The sequence below is a fragment of the Streptomyces sp. NBC_00250 genome, assembly GCF_036192275.1.
In the GTDB taxonomy this organism is placed as follows: domain Bacteria; phylum Actinomycetota; class Actinomycetes; order Streptomycetales; family Streptomycetaceae; genus Streptomyces.
Genome location: NZ_CP108088.1, coordinates 5,035,472 through 5,050,289 on the forward strand (window position 1 = coordinate 5,035,472; position 14,818 = coordinate 5,050,289).

A 14,818-nucleotide genomic window follows, 5' to 3' on the forward strand; every position below is an offset into this window, starting at 1 on the left:
TCGTACGGGCCGGGCTCAGTCCTCGCTGGAGGCGGCCGGCAGCTGGGTCTGGATGAGCGACATGACCGACGAGTCGGTCAGGGTCGTGACGTCGCCCAGCTCGCGGTTCTCCGCCACGTCGCGCAGCAGACGGCGCATGATCTTGCCCGAGCGGGTCTTCGGCAGCTCGGCCACCGGCAGGACCCGCTTCGGCTTGGCGATCGGGCCGAGGGTCGCGCCGACGTGGTTGCGGAGCTCGGCGACGAGGTTCTCGTCCTCGCTGGCCGTGCCGCGCAGGATGACGAAGGCGACGATCGCCTGGCCGGTCGTCTCGTCCGCGGCGCCGACGACGGCCGCCTCGGCGACGGCCGGGTGCGAGACGAGGGCCGACTCGACCTCGGTGGTCGAGATGTTGTGGCCGGAGACGAGCATGACGTCGTCGACCCGGCCGAGCAGCCAGATGTCGCCGTCCTCGTCCTTCTTGGCCCCGTCACCGGCGAAGTACTTGCCCTCGAAGCGGGACCAGTACGTGTCGATGTAGCGCTGGTCGTCGCCCCAGATGGTGCGGAGCATCGACGGCCACGGCTCGGTGAGGACCAGGTAGCCACCGCCGCCGTTCGGCACCTCGTTGGCCTCGTCGTCGACGACGGTGGCGGAGATGCCCGGCAGCGGGCGCTGGGCGGAGCCCGGCTTGGTCTCGGTGACGCCCGGCAGCGGCGAGATCATCATCGCGCCGGTCTCGGTCTGCCACCAGGTGTCCACGATCGGGGTCTTGTTCGCGCCGATGTGCTCGCGGTACCAGACCCAGGCCTCGGGGTTGATCGGCTCGCCGACCGAGCCGAGGACGCGGAGGCTGGACAGGTCGAACTTCGCGGGGATGTCGTCGCCCCACTTCATGAACGTGCGGATCGCGGTCGGCGCCGTGTAGAGGATCGTGACGCCGTACTTCTGCACGATCTCCCAGAACCGCCCCTGGTGCGGGGTGTCCGGGGTGCCCTCGTACATGACCTGCGTCGCGCCGTTGGCCAGCGGGCCGTAGACGATGTACGAGTGCCCGGTGACCCAGCCGATGTCGGCGGTGCACCAGTAGACGTCGGACTCCGGCTTGAGGTCGAAGACGGCGTGGTGGGTGTACGCGGCCTGGGTGAGGTAGCCGCCGGAGGTGTGCAGGATGCCCTTCGGCTTCCCGGTGGTGCCGGAGGTGTAGAGGATGAAGAGCGGGTGCTCCGCCTCGAAGGCCTCCGGGGTGTGCTCGGCGGACTGGCGGGCGACGATGTCGTCCCACCACACGTCGCGGCCCTCGGTGAAGGCGGTCTCCTGGCCCGTACGGCGGACCACGAGGACGTGCTCGACCTGCGGGCACTTGGCGACGGCCTCGTCGATGGCCGGCTTGAGGGCGCTCGGCTTGCCACGGCGGTAGCCGCCGTCGGCGGTGACGACCAGCTTGGCGTCGGCGTCCTGGATGCGGGAGGCGACGGCGTCGGCCGAGAAGCCGCCGAAGACCACCGAGTGGGCGGCGCCGACGCGGGCGCAGGCCAGCATCGTGATGGCCGCCTCGGGGATCATCGGCAGGTAGACGGCGACGCGGTCGCCCTTCCGGACGCCCAGCTCGGTCAGGGCGTTGGCCGCCTTGGAGACCTCGTCCTTGAGCTCGGCGTAGGTGATCGAGCGGCTGTCGCCGGGCTCGCCCTCGAAGTGGATGGCGACCCGGTCGCCGTTCCCGGCCTCGACGTGCCGGTCGACGCAGTTGTACGCGACGTTCAGCTCGCCGTCCGCGAACCACTTGGCGAACGGCGGGTTCGACCAGTCGAGGGTCTCGGTCGGCTCGGTGGCCCAGGTCAGGCGCTTGGCCTGCTCGGCCCAGAAGCCCAGCCTGTCCGCCTTGGCCTGCTCGTACGCCTCCGCCGTCACGTTGGCGTGCGCGGCCAGCTCGGCGGGCGGCGAAAATCGACGCTCTTCCCGAAGCAGATTGGCCAGGCTTTCGTTGCTCACGACATCTCCCTTTCCCAGGGCGTCCTCTGTGCGTATGTGTCCCGCGTCATAGCTCATCAGTCGGAGGCCCGGGTGACAAGAGCCTCCAGGCAATTGGTTTAGACCTGTGAGCCGTCCGACGTGCGGGGGCCCCTTCTTCCCGAGCGGTGGGAGAAGGGGCCACACAGTCTCACGGACGGGGGGAACGGAAGGTTCAGGACGCGCGGCCCTGTCTCGGCGGCGCCGGTTTCAGGACGCAACGGTCCTGTCCCGGCGGCCTCGTGTTCAGGACGCGCGGTCCCGTCTCGGCGGCCTCGTGTTCAGGACGCGCGCGCCGCTTCCAACGGCTCCGTCGGCATGACCTGGGTGAAGACGTCGTCGAAGCTGTGCACCTCGTCCGTCCCGGAGAGCAGATACGCCTGCGCCTCGCCCACGTGGAAGTACACGCCGTGCAGTGTGAGCGTGCCCTCGGCGAGCCGCCGGGCCACCGGCTCGTACGCCCGCAGGTGCTCCAGCTGCTGGACCACGTTGGTCAGACAGAGCTGCTCGACCGCGTCGGCCGGAAGCCGCCCGGAGATCCGGGCCCAGGCGTGTCTCCGGCTGGCCATCCGCTCCAGGCTGGGCCGGCCGTGGCGCAGCCAGCGCCGGAGCGGGGTCGGCGGGTCGTCGGGTCCGGCGTTCAGAAGGGCCTGCATCGCGCCGCAGCCGGAGTGGCCGCAGACGGTGATCGACTCGACCCGCAGCACCTCCACGGCGTACTCGATCGCCGCCGCCACCGAATCGTCGCCGCTCTCCTCGCCGGGGAGGGGGACGAGGTTGCCGACGTTGCGCACGGTGAAGAGGTCGCCGGGGCCGCTCGACGTGATCATGCTCGTGACCAGCCGGGAGTCGGCGCAGGTCAGGAAGAGCTGGGAGGGTGTCTGGCCCTCCCTCGCGAGCCGCGCCAGTTCGTCCCGGACGAGCGGGGCCGTGTTCCGCTGGAACTTGCCGATGCCGCTGGCCAGCTTCAGACCCGTCGTACGAGGGGTGTCCACGGCCTCCTCGGGCCGGTCGGCCGGCTGCTCGCCGCACTGGTGGTTGTGCCACGGGGTCCAGGGGCGGCAGCAGGCGTGCGCGGCGGCGGCCGAGGCGGTCGCGGGGGCGGGCTCGGCGATACGGGCACCGGAGGGCCCGGTCGTCTCGACCGTGCCGCCGTGGGCGAGGTGCCCGGCGGTCCAGTCGCTCAGCGTCTCGTAGGCGGCGTGGTCCATGAAGGAGCCGTCCAGCTCGACCACCACATCGGAGCCGTGCGGCAGTTGGTGCAGGGCGCGGCTCAGCCGGGGGACGGCGAGGAAGGTCAACTGGCCCCGGACGTGCAACAGGTGGCGCCCGTCCCGCTCCTCGCGGGTGATCCGGGTGCGGGCGAGCCGGTGCAGGGCGACCGCGATGGCCACGGCGATGCCGAGGGCGACGCCCTCCAGGATGCCGACGAGGACGACGCCGGACAGCGTCACCGCGTAGACGACGACCTCGCGGTGCCGGGTGACGGTACGGATGTGGGTGATGCTGACCATCTGGATGCCGACCACCATGACCAGGGCGGCGAGTGCGGGCAGCGGGATCAGGTCGAGCACGGGCACCAGGAGCAGGGCCGCGAGCACGATCCACAGGCCGTGCAGCATCGTGGAGGCGCGGCTCACCGCGCCCGCCGACACATTGGCGACGCTGCGGACCGCGACTCCGGCGACCGGCAGCCCGCCGAGGGCCCCGGAGACCACGTTGGCGGCGCCCTGACCTGCGAGTTCGCGGTCGAGTCCGGAGCGTGGGACGCCCCGGCCGCCGTCCGGGCGGGCAGCGATCAGCTTGTCGACCGCGACGGCGGACAGCAGTGACTGCACGCTGGTGACCAGGGTGATCGTCAGCACCCCGGCCGCGATGCCGAGCACCGGGCCCTCGGGCAGGCCGGGCAGGGCGTGGCTGCTCCAGGAGGGCAGGTCGACGCGCGGGACGGTCAGCCCGGCGACCGCGGCCACCGCCGTCGCCCCGGTCACCGCGACCAGTGCGGCCGGGACCTTGCGTACGAGCTTCCCGGCCCGGCCGGGCAGCCGGGGCCAGCACAGGAGTACGGCCACGGTGAGGGCGCTGATGCCGAGCGCCGCCGGGTGGGTGTGCGCCAACTGGGCGGGCAGGCCCAGGACGTTGTCGACGGCGGAGCTCTGCGGGGTGCCGCCGAGCACGATGTGGAGCTGGGCGAGGGCGATGGTGACGCCGATGCCGGCCAGCATGCCGTGCACGATCGCGGGTGAGACGGCGAGTGCCGAGCGGGCCACCCGGAGGGCGGACAGGCCGAGTTGGACGAGCCCGGCGAGCACGGTGATGGCGCAGGTGGTGCGCCAGCCGTACAGCTGGATGAGCTCGGCGGTCACCACGGTGAGACCGGCGGCGGGGCCGCTCACCTGGAGCGGGGAGCCGCCGAACCGGCCGGCCACCAGACCGCCGACGGCGGCGGCGACCAGGCCCGACTGGAGCGGGGCCCCGGTGGCGAGCGCGATGCCGAGCGAGAGCGGCAGCGCGATCAGGAAGACGGCGACGGAGGCGGACAGGTCGGCGCCGGGGACGCGGAAGCGGCGCGGCGGCTCCGGCGGGCTGTGGGGCCGCTGGACTCGGGGTCGGTTGGTTGTGCGGGCAGGGGTGCAGAGGGTCATTCCCGTCTCCTCCGGGGCAGCGCGGTCGCGGTTCGTGCGGAACGAACGTGGGGGGCTCGCGGCCGTGGGTCACGGCGTGCAGCGGCGGGATTCCCGGCGGGATCCCGCGGGGCGAGGATCAACGCTCGGTAAATGGATCGTAATGGAGAGTAAAGTCTCCGGCATTATTTTCGGGGCAAACGGGGCAAAGATTCACCGGTTCCGGTGAAGGGTGAACGGATTGCCGCTTGTCGTTTCATCACCACGGTCGTCGCGGTGCGACGTTGACGCCGCTCGTACGGAACCGAGGAGAGGTGGGCGGATGACAGCCGCCGGGAGAAGGACCACTGCCCAGACGAAAGCGCTCGCCGCCGGCGCCCTCGTCGTCGCCCTGATCACCGGCCTCGCCGGCTGCTCGGGCTCCGACGGCGACGCCACGAAGGGCGCGCAGGGCGGTGCGGGCACCAAGAAGGGACCGGCGGCCGCCCCGCCGAACACGGTCCGCCTGATCGGCGACGGCTCCACGGCCTTCACCGGAGCCCAGCCCCACCAGCCCGTCTGGCAGCGACTCAAGCCGGGCGAGACCCCGCCGCAGTTCGTCGTCTTCTCGTGGGACGGCGCCGGCGAGGACAGCCAGAAGCTCTTCTCCCACTTCCGCACGGTGGGCAAGAAGTACGACGCCACGATGACGTACTTCCTCAGTGGCGTGTACCTGCTGCCCGAGGAGAAGCGGGAGCTCTACGACCCGCCGCAGCACAGCGCCGGGCGCTCCGACATCGGCTTCAACGACACCGAGGGCATCCGTGCCACCGTCCGCGAACTGCGCGGGGCGTGGCAGGAGGGCAACGAGATCGGCACCCACTTCAACGGGCACTTCTGCGGGGCCGACGGCGGCGTCGGGACCTGGTCCGTCGAGGAGTGGAAGAGCGAGATCAAGCAGGCGAAGTCCTTCGTCAAGAACTGGAAGACCAACTCGGGCCTGCGTGCGGAGCAGCCGCTGCCCTTCGATTACGACAAGGAACTCGTCGGCGCCCGCACCCCCTGCCTCGAAGGCCGGAAGAACTTCGTCCAGGCGGCGGCGGAGCTGGGCTTCCGCTACGACACCAGCGGCGTCAACGACCAGATCTGGCCCAAGAAGGACCTGGGCCTGTGGGACCTGTCGCTCCAGCTCGTGCCGATGCCGGGCCGCGCCTTCCAGACGCTGTCCATGGACTACAACTTCCTGGTCAACCAGTCGCCGGGCACGACCCAGGGCGCGCCGTCCCAGCGCGAGTACTGGGGCAACCAGATGCGGGACGGCCTGGTGCAGGCCTTCGAGCGCTCCTACCGGGGCAACCGCGCGCCGCTCATCATCGGCAACCACTTCGAGTCCTGGAACGGTGGCACGTACATGCGGGCCGTCGAGGAGACCATCGCCACGGTCTGCGTGCAGAAGGACGTCAAGTGCATCTCCTTCCGGCAGCTCGCCGACTGGCTCGACGCCCAGGACCCCGACGTCATCGCCAAGATGCGCACCCTGAAGGTCGGCGAGACCCCGGCGGCCGGCTGGAAGACCTTCCTCGCCCCCCAGCCGGCGGCCCCGGCCGCCCCCGCCGGCGCCCCGGCGGCAGGCGCCCCGGCCCCGGCAGCAGGCGCCAAGCAGGCCGAACGGCACTGAGCCTTCGGCCGGCCGCCGGTCAGTCGGGCTGTCGGCCGGGCGGTCAGTCGGGCTGTCGGCCGAGCTGTCGGCCGGGCCGTCAGCCGAGCCGTACGGCCATCGGCTCGCCGAGAACGAAATCGGGGTCGACCTGGGCAGCCAGGTCGGCCCCCGTTTTGGCGTTGCCCCAGCTCTCCGCGTTGCGGAGGTGGAAGTGGACCATCTGGCGGGTGTAGCGGTCCCAGTCGCGGTCGGCGTACGAGTCGTCCGCCGCGTTCTGGAGGGCCTGGAGCGACATCCGGTTCTCCGCCTCCAGGAGCTCGAAGCGGGGCGGGCGGCCCTTCTCCATCGCGCGGACCCAGTCCGAGTGGCCGACCGTCACGAGCAGGTCGTCGCCGACCTCCGAGCGCAGGAAGTCGAGGTCGTCCTGGCCCTGCACCTTGTTGCCGACGACCTTGAGCGCGACGCCGAAGTCCCGCGCGTACTCCTTGTACTGGCGGTAGACCGAGACGCCCTTGCGGGTCGGCTCGGCGACCAGGAAGGTCATGTCGAAGCGGGTGAAGAGGCCCGAGGCGAAGGAGTCCGAACCGGCGGTCATGTCGACGACCACGTACTCGTCGGCGCCGTCGACCAGGTGGTTCAGGCAGAGCTCCACCGCTCCGACCTTGGAGTGGTAGCAGGAGACCCCGAGGTCCGACTCCGTGAAGGGGCCGGTCGCCATCAGGCGGATGTCGCCGTCGTCGAGCGGGACCGTCCGCGCGCAGGCCTCGTAGACCGGGTTCTCCTCGCGGACCCTCAGCAGCCGCGACCCCTCCCCGGGCGGTGTCGTCTTGATCATCGTGTCGGCGGAGACGATCCGCGGGTTGCTGCCCCGCAGGTACTCCTTGATGAGCGGCAGGTGCGCGCCCATCGCGGGCAGCGCGGCGGCCTCCGCGTCCGGCAGGCCGAGCGCGGCGCCGAGGTGCTGGTTGATGTCGGCGTCGACGGCTACGACCGGGGCTTCGTTGGCGGCGAGGTGGCGGATGAAGAGCGAGGACAGCGTGGTCTTGCCGCTGCCGCCCTTCCCCACGAAAGCGATCTTCATGTTCACCTAGGGTAGTGGCATGAACGCGGCACGTGGTCGGGATGCGTGAAGAAGACCACTCCAACGTGGGGCGGGCCCCCGGGGCGCGTAGCCTCCCTACTTATGAGTACGCACGCCTCTGACCCCTTGGCCGCACTCGGCTCCCTGCCGGGCGTCGCCGACGCGGTGGACTCCGTACGCAAGGCCGTCGACCGGGTCTACGGCCACCGTGTGATGCGTCGCCGCAGCAACGAGATCTCCTCCGAGGCGGCCCTGCGCGGCGCGCGCGGCTCGGCCGCCCTGTCCGGGGCCGACTGGGCCCTCGAAGAGGTCCGCCGACGCAGCGACTTCAGCGCCGACCCCGAGGCCCGCACGGTCGGTGCCGCCCTGCGGCTCGGCGCCGAGGCCGGGCAGCTGCTCTCCATCTGGCGCCAGTCGCCGCTGCGGGTGCTCGCCCGGCTCCACCTGGTCGCCGCGGGCGACCCGGGCGAGTCGGTGGGGCGGCCCCGGCTGGACGGCGAGACGGTCGACGAACCACTGGTCACGGCTCCGGTGCCGTCGCCCGCCGAGGTCGCGGGCCGCCTCGACGGCCTGGCGGAACTGATCGTCGCCGGCGGCGAGGCCCCCGCGCTCGTGACGGCCTCCGTGGTCCACGGAGAGCTGCTCGCGCTGCGCCCCTTCACCTCGTACAACGGCCTGGTCGCGCGGGCGGCGGAGCGGATCGCGCTGATCGGCAGCGGTCTCGACCCCAAGGCGATCTGCCCGGCGGAGGTGGGGCACGCGGAGCAGGGACGGGCCGCGTACCTCGCCGCGTTCGAGGGGTACCTGTCGGGGACCCCGGAGGGCGTGGGCGGCTGGATCGCGCACTGCGGGCGCTCGGTCGAGCTGGGCGTCCGGGAGTCGACGGCTGTCTGCGAGGCGCTGCAGCGCGGCGCGGCCTGAATCGGCGCGACTCGGTACGAACAAGCGCGACCCGGACTGAATCGGCGCGACTCGGTACGAACAAGCGCGGCGCGGTCCGAATCGGTTGTGGCGCGGTCTGAATCGGTTGTGGCGCGGTCTGAATCGCGGCCGGGGGCAAACGAATCCGGGCCCCTCGCGGGGCCCGGAACGGGTTGCGGCGGCACCAGTTCTGGTACCGCCGCTGGCACGTCTACCCAGTTACCATGCGTCCTCGAATATGTGCCCATCAGGCCGGGAACTTTGCCCGTGGCCTGGTGCGGCTGGCCCGTAATCGACGGGTCGACGTCGCGTGGGTGCTCGGTTTCTGTGCTAGGTCCGTGGGGCCTTCATGCTCAACAGGTGATCCTCTCGGATGTCCTCGGTCTCGCGGGCCTGATTCCTTTCTACTCCTGTCGGGGTAGAAGCGAAAGTGCTGGCTCCACTTCTCTGCTCATTGCTCAAATTCGGGCAAAGTCATCCGCGAGCCGATGGGCGAGTGCGGCCTGCCGCCGCCGGGCGGCGTACCAGACGAGTCCGGCCCCGACGGCCGCCGCACCCACCGCCGCCGCGGCGACGAGCGTGGGGCGGGGCGGCATCCGGAATTCGGGCAGCCGCTGCTTGAGCCGAACGGGCTTCTCGAAGGCGAGAACCGGCCATTCCCGCGCCACCGCCTCCCGGCGCAGCGCCCGGTCCGGGTTGACCGCGTACGGGTGACCGACGGCCTCCAGCATGGGGATGTCGGTCGCCGAATCGCTGTACGCGTAGCAGCGGGCGAGGTCGTAGCCCTCCGACTTCGCGAGCTCCCGGACGGCCTCGGCCTTCGTCGGCCCGTAGGCGTAGTACTCCACCTCACCGGTGAAGCAGCCGTCCTCGCCGACCACCATCCGGGTGGCGACGACCCGGTCGGCGCCGAGCATCTCGCCGATCGGCTCGACGACCTCGGCGCCGGAGGTCGAGACGATCACGACGTCCCGGCCGGCGGCGTGGTGCTTCTCGATCAGGGAGGCGGCCTCGTCGTAGATGATCGGGTCGATCAGGTCGTGAAGGGTCTCGGCGACGAGCTCCTTCACCTGGGCCACGTTCCAGCCTTTGCAGAGCGCGGAAAGATATTCGCGCATCCGCTCCATCTGGTCGTGATCGGCCCCACCTGCCAGGAAGACGAACTGGATGTACGCCGTCCGCAGGGCGGCGCGGCGGCTGATCAGTCCGCCCCGGTAGAAGGACTTGCTGAAGGTCAGCGTCGAAGACTTCGCAATGACCGTCTTGTCCAGGTCAAAGAAGGCGGCTGTGCGCGGCAAGGAGTGGTTTTCCACAAGCCTGAGCATAGGTGCCCGCCATTCGGCGTACGCTGGGGCGCGTGGGTTTGCCTGAGAAGGCTCTCGGGTACACCATGGAAGTCACGGATCGTTCGCGACCGTGCTAACCCGGTCCGGCTCCTCCCCCCCCGAGTCGGCCGGAAAGACGACCCCCGCTCTCCCCCCCGGCGGGGGTCGTCGCATGTCCGGAGCCGTTTTCGGCGCTGTGAGACATCGTCCGCTCCCTTCCTTCCGGCCGTCGGCCACACATCGGCCGACGCTCTGCCGGGCCCTCGATTCATCACTCACAGTAACCGGCAGGCTGCGTTCCGGGCAGTCCCCCGAAGGGTGACGAAGATATTCACAGGGCTTCGGATATCCACAGTTTTTCGGCGACATCCCCAGGATTTTCGGTTCGGCCCCACGGTGATTCCTGTCGCGAACTTCGCGAACGGCAGGAATCACGAGAGGGGTGTGCGCCATGGAGGCGTTCAGGACTTCCGGGGCCAGGGGTACGGCATGGGCCGCGGTGCCGAGGGGTGCGGGCCCCGCGTCGGTGCCGAGTGGGCCGGCGCGGGTTTCGGTGCCCGGCGGCCGGGAGCCGCACGGCGCCGAAGAGCCGCGGCGGGCGGGGCCGTTGATCGTCACCGAGGACCTCGGGCTGCTCGACGACCTCCTGCGGCTCTGCGCCGCGGCCGGCGTCGAGCCCGAGGTGCACCACCGGGTGCCGGAGCGGCGGGCGAGCTGGACCGACCCACCGCTCGTCCTGGTCGGCGACGACGTCGCCGCCCGCTGCCGGGGTGCGGCCCGCCGCCCGGGGACCGTCCTCGTCGGCCGCGACCGGGACGATCCGGGGGTGTGGCGGCTGGCCGTCGAGATCGGCGCCGAGTGCGTGCTGCGGCTGCCGGACGCCGAGGGCCTCCTCGTCGACCGCATCGCCGACGCGGCCGAGGGCGTCGGCCGGCAGGCGCTGTCCGTCGGGGTCGTCGGCGGCCGAGGGGGCGCCGGCGCCTCCACCCTGGCCTGTGGTCTCGCGCTGGCCGCCGCGCGGGCCGGGCGGCGCACCCTGCTCGTCGACGGCGACCCGCTGGGCGGGGGACTCGACGTGTTGCTCGGCGGCGAGCGCGAGGAGGGCAGACGCTGGCCCGACTTCGCCGCCTCGAAAGGCCGTCTGGCCGGCGGCGCCCTGGAGGAGTCACTGCCGTCCGTGCGGGGAGTCCGGGTGCTCAGCTGGGGCAGGGAGCCGGCGGCGCCGGTGCCGCCCGAGGCCGTCCGGTCCGTGCTCGGTGCCGCCCGCCGCCGTGGCGGAGTCGTCGTGGTCGACCTGCCGCGCGGGGCCGACCCGGCGGCGGCCGAAGCGCTGGCGCAGCTGGACCTCGGACTGCTCGTCGTGCCCGGGGAGTTGAGGGCCGTCGCGGCGGCCCACCGGGTGGCCTCCACCCTGGCCATGGGTGTGCGCGACCTGCGGGCCGTGGTCCGCGGGCCGTACGCGGCGGGGCTCGACGAGCGATGGGTCGCCGACGCGCTGCGGCTGCCGCTGGCCGGTGAACTCCCTTACGACCCGGGGATCGTGGCGGACCAGGACGCCGGGATGCCGCCGGGCGCCGAGCCCCGTGGTCCGCTCGGCCGGTTCTGCGACGCCTTCTGGGCGCATGCACTCGCCCTTGGTGGTGAGGCATGACCGGGGGCGTGGGTGGCGGCGGCGCGGGGCTGCTCGACGCCGTGCGGCAGCGGCTCGCGGCGAGCGGGTCCGAACCGACCCCGGCGCGGGTCGCGGCGGCGCTGCGGGCTCAGGGGCGGCTGCTCGGCGATGCGGAAGTGCTGGGTGCGGCCGAGGAGTTGAGGTGCGAGCTGATCGGCACCGGACCGCTCGAACCGCTACTTGCCGACCCTGCTGTCACCGACGTCCTGGTCTCGGCACCGGACCGGGTGTGGGTGGACCGGGGCGCCGGTCTCGAACGGGCCCCGGTGGCCTTCGCCGACGCCGTCGCCGTCCGCAGGCTCGCCCAGCGGCTCGCGGCGGTGGCCGGACGCAGGCTCGACGACGCCCGGCCCTGGGTGGACGCGCGACTGCCCGACGGCACCCGGATGCACGCGGTGCTGCCGCCGGTGGCGGTCGGCTCGACCTGTCTGTCGCTCCGGGTGGTCCGACCGCGCGCCTTCACCCTGGAGGAGCTTGCGGCGGCGGGGACGGTGCCGCCGGGCGGCGCCCCGATCCTGCGCGCGCTGATCGACGCCCGGGTGTCGTACCTGGTCAGTGGCGGGACGGGGACGGGGAAGACCACGCTGCTCGCCTCGCTGCTCGGTCTGGTGGGGGAGCGGGAGCGGATCGTCCTCGCCGAGGACTCGGCGGAGCTGCGCCCCGACCACCCGCACGTGGTGCGCTTGGAGGCGAGGCCCGCGAACCAGGAGGGCGCCGGGCTCGTGACCCTGCGGGACCTGGTCAGGCAGGCGCTGCGGATGCGGCCGGACCGACTGGTGGTCGGCGAGGTCCGGGGAGGCGAGGCGGTCGATCTGCTCGCCGCTCTCAACACCGGCCATGAAGGCGGCTCGGGCACGGTCCACGCCAACACCGCGGCGGACGTACCGGCGCGGCTCGAAGCCCTGGGGACGGCCGCGGGGCTCGACCGGGCGGCCCTGCACAGCCAGTTGGGGGCCGGACTGTCGGTCGTACTGCACCTGGCGCGGGACCGGGAGGGGCGGCGGCGGATCGCCGAGGTGCACGTCCTTGAGCGGGACCGGGACGGCCTGGTGCGGACGGTTCCCGCGCTCCGGTGGGGCGCGTCCGGGTTCGTGCGGGAGCGGGGCTGGGAGCGGCTGAGCTCGCTGATCGGAGGGGGACCGTGATCACAACGGTGCTGTCCGCACGGGACGTGGCCCACGCGGCGTCGGCGGTCTGCGCGGTTCTGGCGGTGCGGGAGGTGGTCGAGCGGCGGCGCGTCGCGAGCAGGGCCCGGACGGTGCTCGGCGGTGGGGCTTCCGGTCTCCCCGGGACCCCCGGCGGCCGTGTGGTGTGGCGGGAGGTGGCCGCGCGCTGGTGGGCCGTCGCGCGGGGGCGGCGGGCGTGGTTGTGCCTGCCGGTGGCGGGAGTTCTCGCGGTGCTCGGGGAGTCGCCGCTGCCTCTGGTGGCCGGGGCGGTCGCGGTGCCGGTGGTCGGACGGCGGCTGCGGGAGGCCGAGCGCCGCAAGGAACGCGAGGCGCGGGCCGAGCGGGTGGTGGCCCTGTGCGGGGCCGTCGTCGGGGAGCTGAGAGCCGGGTGGCAGCCCGCGCAGGCCCTGTCCTACGCGGCCTGCGGGACGGGCGCGCTGGGCGGGGAGGAGGCGGCGGTGCTCGCGGCGGCCCGGTTCGGCGGGGACGTGCCGGAGGCCCTGCGGAGAGCGGCCGCACAGGACGGAGCCGACGGGCTCGCGGGCATGGCGGCCTGCTGGCAGGTGGCCGTGGACGGTGGCGCGGGCCTGGCCGCCGGACTCGACCGGCTCGAAGCGGCCCTGCGGGACCACCGCGAGCAGCGGGAGCTGTTGCGCGCCGAACTGGCCGGGGCCTGGGCGACGGTGGCGGTCCTCGCGGTGCTGCCGCTGGCCGGTGTCGCGCTCGGCGCGGCCCTCGGGGCGGACCCGTTGCGGGTGCTGCTGCACACACCGGCCGGCCTGGGCTGCCTCGTCGTGGGCGGGGCCTTGGAGGGGGCCGGGCTGTGGTGGGCCGCACGGATCGTACGAGGAGGGGAGCGGGCGTGATGGGGGACGTGCAGGTGGCCGCGATGGGGGCCGCCGCGATCGTCTGGTGCGAGCAGGGAGTGCGGGAGCTGGTGCGCGGGCGGAGGGCGCGCGGGACGCGGCGTCGCTTGAGAGGTCTGCTTCCGGCCCCGGCCCCGCGACCGCGAAGGCTTCGGTCCGGGCCGCCGCGGTGGATGGCGCATTGGGTCGCGCCGCTCGGTGCGGCCGGGCTCGGCTGGGTGCTGTTCGGGGTGTTCGGCGGCCTGTCGGCCGGCGCCCTGGTGGCCGCGGGGGTGCGGCGGGGAGCGGCGCGCCGGTCCGCCGTGCCGGTGGACGCGGACGACGCGGCACGTCATCTTCCGCTCGCCGCGGATCTGTTGGCGGCCTGCGCCTCGGCCGGAGCCGGGCCGGGGGAGGCGGCGGAGGCCGTCGGGCGGTCCCTGGGCGGTCCGCTGGGCGAGCGGCTGACCCGTACGGCGGCCGAGCTGCGGCTCGGTGGCGAACCGGCCGAGGTGTGGCGGAGGTTCGGTGCGATACCGGGCGCCTCGGGCCTCGCGCGCTGCATGGAACGGGCCGGTTCCTCGGGGGCGCCGGCGGCGGAGGCCGTCGCCCGGCACGCGGCCGCGCTGCGGTCGGCCCGCGCCCGTGCGGCGGCGGCCAGGGCACGCAGGGCACAGGTGCTGATCAGCGCCCCCGTGGGGCTCTGCTTCCTGCCGGCCTTCCTGGCGGTGGGGGTGGCCCCGGTGGTCATCGGCCTGGCGACGGGACTCCTGGACGGATGAACGGCGTGACACGACGAGAAACACACGCACGACGAGAAACACACGCACGACGAGAAACACACGCACGACGAGAAACACACGCAGGACGAGAACGACGAATCGAGGAGGTCGGCATGGCGGTCAAGGCGGCGGTGGGCGGTTGGTGGCGGGCGCGAAGGGAGGCCGCGCGCCGCGACGCGGGGATGACCACGTCCGAGTACGCGGTGGGGACGATCGCGGCGGCGGGGTTCGCCGCGGTGCTGTACAAGATCGTGACCAGCGGGGCGGTCTCGGGAGCGCTGGAATCGGTGATCGGGAAGGCTCTCGATGCGCCGTTCTGAACGGGGCGACCGCGGTTTCGTGACGGTGGAGGCGGCGATGGTGCTGCCGGTCCTCGCCCTGTTCACGGTGACCCTGCTCTGGGCCCTAGCGGCGGCCGCGGCGCAGATCCGCTGCGTGGACGCGGCGCGTGCCGGGGCACGGATCGTGGCCCGTTCCGAGCCCGTGGCCTCCGCCGAGTCGGCCGCGCGGGCCGCCGCTCCCGAGGGCGCCCGGGTCTCGGTGACGCGGTCGGGGGAGCTGTGGCGGGTGACGGTGGAGGCCGCCGCCCCGGGCCCCCGGGGCATGGGGCTGACCCTGCGGGCGGCCGCGGCGGCCCTCGCCGAGGACACGGCGGCGTCCGGCGGCCCGGCACCCGGCGCCCCGGAGAACGGGGGCCCGCCGTGACGGCCCGAGCACGGTCCCGGGGCGGCCGTCGGGCGGCCCTCCGCACCGACCGGGGCGCGGCGACCGTGT

At 73.1% G+C, this 14,818-nt stretch carries 12 protein-coding genes; 8 read left to right on the plus strand and 4 right to left on the minus strand.

The features are described from left to right. Positions 1–15: 15 nt before the first annotated feature. Both acs and OG259_RS22905 read right to left on the minus strand, forming a co-directional pair. Complete coding sequence (acs, locus tag OG259_RS22900) at positions 16–1,971, minus strand: acetate--CoA ligase (RefSeq protein WP_328943960.1); 1,956 nt, start codon at positions 1,969–1,971, stop codon at positions 16–18. Positions 1,972–2,270: 299 nt separating this feature from the next. Beyond that, the gene (locus OG259_RS22905; protein WP_328943961.1) at positions 2,271–4,634 is read right to left on the minus strand and encodes a SulP family inorganic anion transporter; all 2,364 of its coding nucleotides are present in this window, start codon (positions 4,632–4,634) and stop codon (positions 2,271–2,273) included. Between the two features lie 301 nt (positions 4,635–4,935). Between OG259_RS22905 and OG259_RS22910 the strand changes: the two genes are divergently transcribed. After that, a complete protein-coding gene (locus OG259_RS22910) occupies positions 4,936–6,270 on the plus strand; it encodes a hypothetical protein (protein ID WP_328943962.1) in 1,335 nt (444 codons plus the stop codon). Positions 6,271–6,349: 79 nt separating this feature from the next. On the opposite strand, the gene OG259_RS22915 is transcribed toward OG259_RS22910, so the two are convergent. Then, complete coding sequence (locus OG259_RS22915; RefSeq protein ID WP_328943963.1) at positions 6,350–7,333, minus strand: ATP-binding protein; 984 nt, start codon at positions 7,331–7,333, stop codon at positions 6,350–6,352. 102 nt (positions 7,334–7,435) lie between these two features. Here OG259_RS22915 and OG259_RS22920 point away from each other — a divergent pair, with 102 nt between their 5' ends. Next, complete coding sequence (locus OG259_RS22920) at positions 7,436–8,254, plus strand: oxidoreductase (protein ID WP_328943964.1); 819 nt, start codon at positions 7,436–7,438, stop codon at positions 8,252–8,254. A 458-nt stretch (positions 8,255–8,712) separates the two neighbouring features. Here the strand turns inward: OG259_RS22920 and OG259_RS22925 are convergent, their stop codons facing one another. Then, the gene (locus tag OG259_RS22925) at positions 8,713–9,579 is read right to left on the minus strand and encodes an HAD family hydrolase (RefSeq protein WP_328943965.1); all 867 of its coding nucleotides are present in this window, start codon (positions 9,577–9,579) and stop codon (positions 8,713–8,715) included. A 451-nt stretch (positions 9,580–10,030) separates the two neighbouring features. Between OG259_RS22925 and ssd the strand changes: the two genes are divergently transcribed. From ssd to OG259_RS22955, 6 genes are all read left to right on the plus strand, one after another. Next, positions 10,031–11,230: a septum site-determining protein Ssd gene (gene ssd, locus OG259_RS22930; RefSeq protein ID WP_328943966.1), complete on the plus strand. Its 1,200-nt coding sequence runs from the start codon at positions 10,031–10,033 to the stop codon at positions 11,228–11,230. Further along, positions 11,227–12,396: a TadA family conjugal transfer-associated ATPase gene (locus tag OG259_RS22935; protein ID WP_328943967.1), complete on the plus strand. Its 1,170-nt coding sequence runs from the start codon at positions 11,227–11,229 to the stop codon at positions 12,394–12,396. Before ssd ends, OG259_RS22935 begins: the two co-directional genes overlap by 4 nt. Beyond that, the gene (locus OG259_RS22940) at positions 12,393–13,283 is read left to right on the plus strand and encodes a type II secretion system F family protein (protein ID WP_328943968.1); all 891 of its coding nucleotides are present in this window, start codon (positions 12,393–12,395) and stop codon (positions 13,281–13,283) included. Before OG259_RS22935 ends, OG259_RS22940 begins: the two co-directional genes overlap by 4 nt. 23 nt (positions 13,284–13,306) lie before the next feature. After that, the gene (locus OG259_RS22945; protein WP_328947154.1) at positions 13,307–14,044 is read left to right on the plus strand and encodes a type II secretion system F family protein; all 738 of its coding nucleotides are present in this window, start codon (positions 13,307–13,309) and stop codon (positions 14,042–14,044) included. A 113-nt stretch (positions 14,045–14,157) separates the two neighbouring features. After that, a complete protein-coding gene (locus OG259_RS22950) occupies positions 14,158–14,364 on the plus strand; it encodes a DUF4244 domain-containing protein (RefSeq protein WP_328943969.1) in 207 nt (68 codons plus the stop codon). Then, complete coding sequence (locus OG259_RS22955; RefSeq protein WP_328943970.1) at positions 14,351–14,749, plus strand: TadE family type IV pilus minor pilin; 399 nt, start codon at positions 14,351–14,353, stop codon at positions 14,747–14,749. Before OG259_RS22950 ends, OG259_RS22955 begins: the two co-directional genes overlap by 14 nt. The last annotated feature ends 69 nt before the right edge of the window (positions 14,750–14,818 follow it).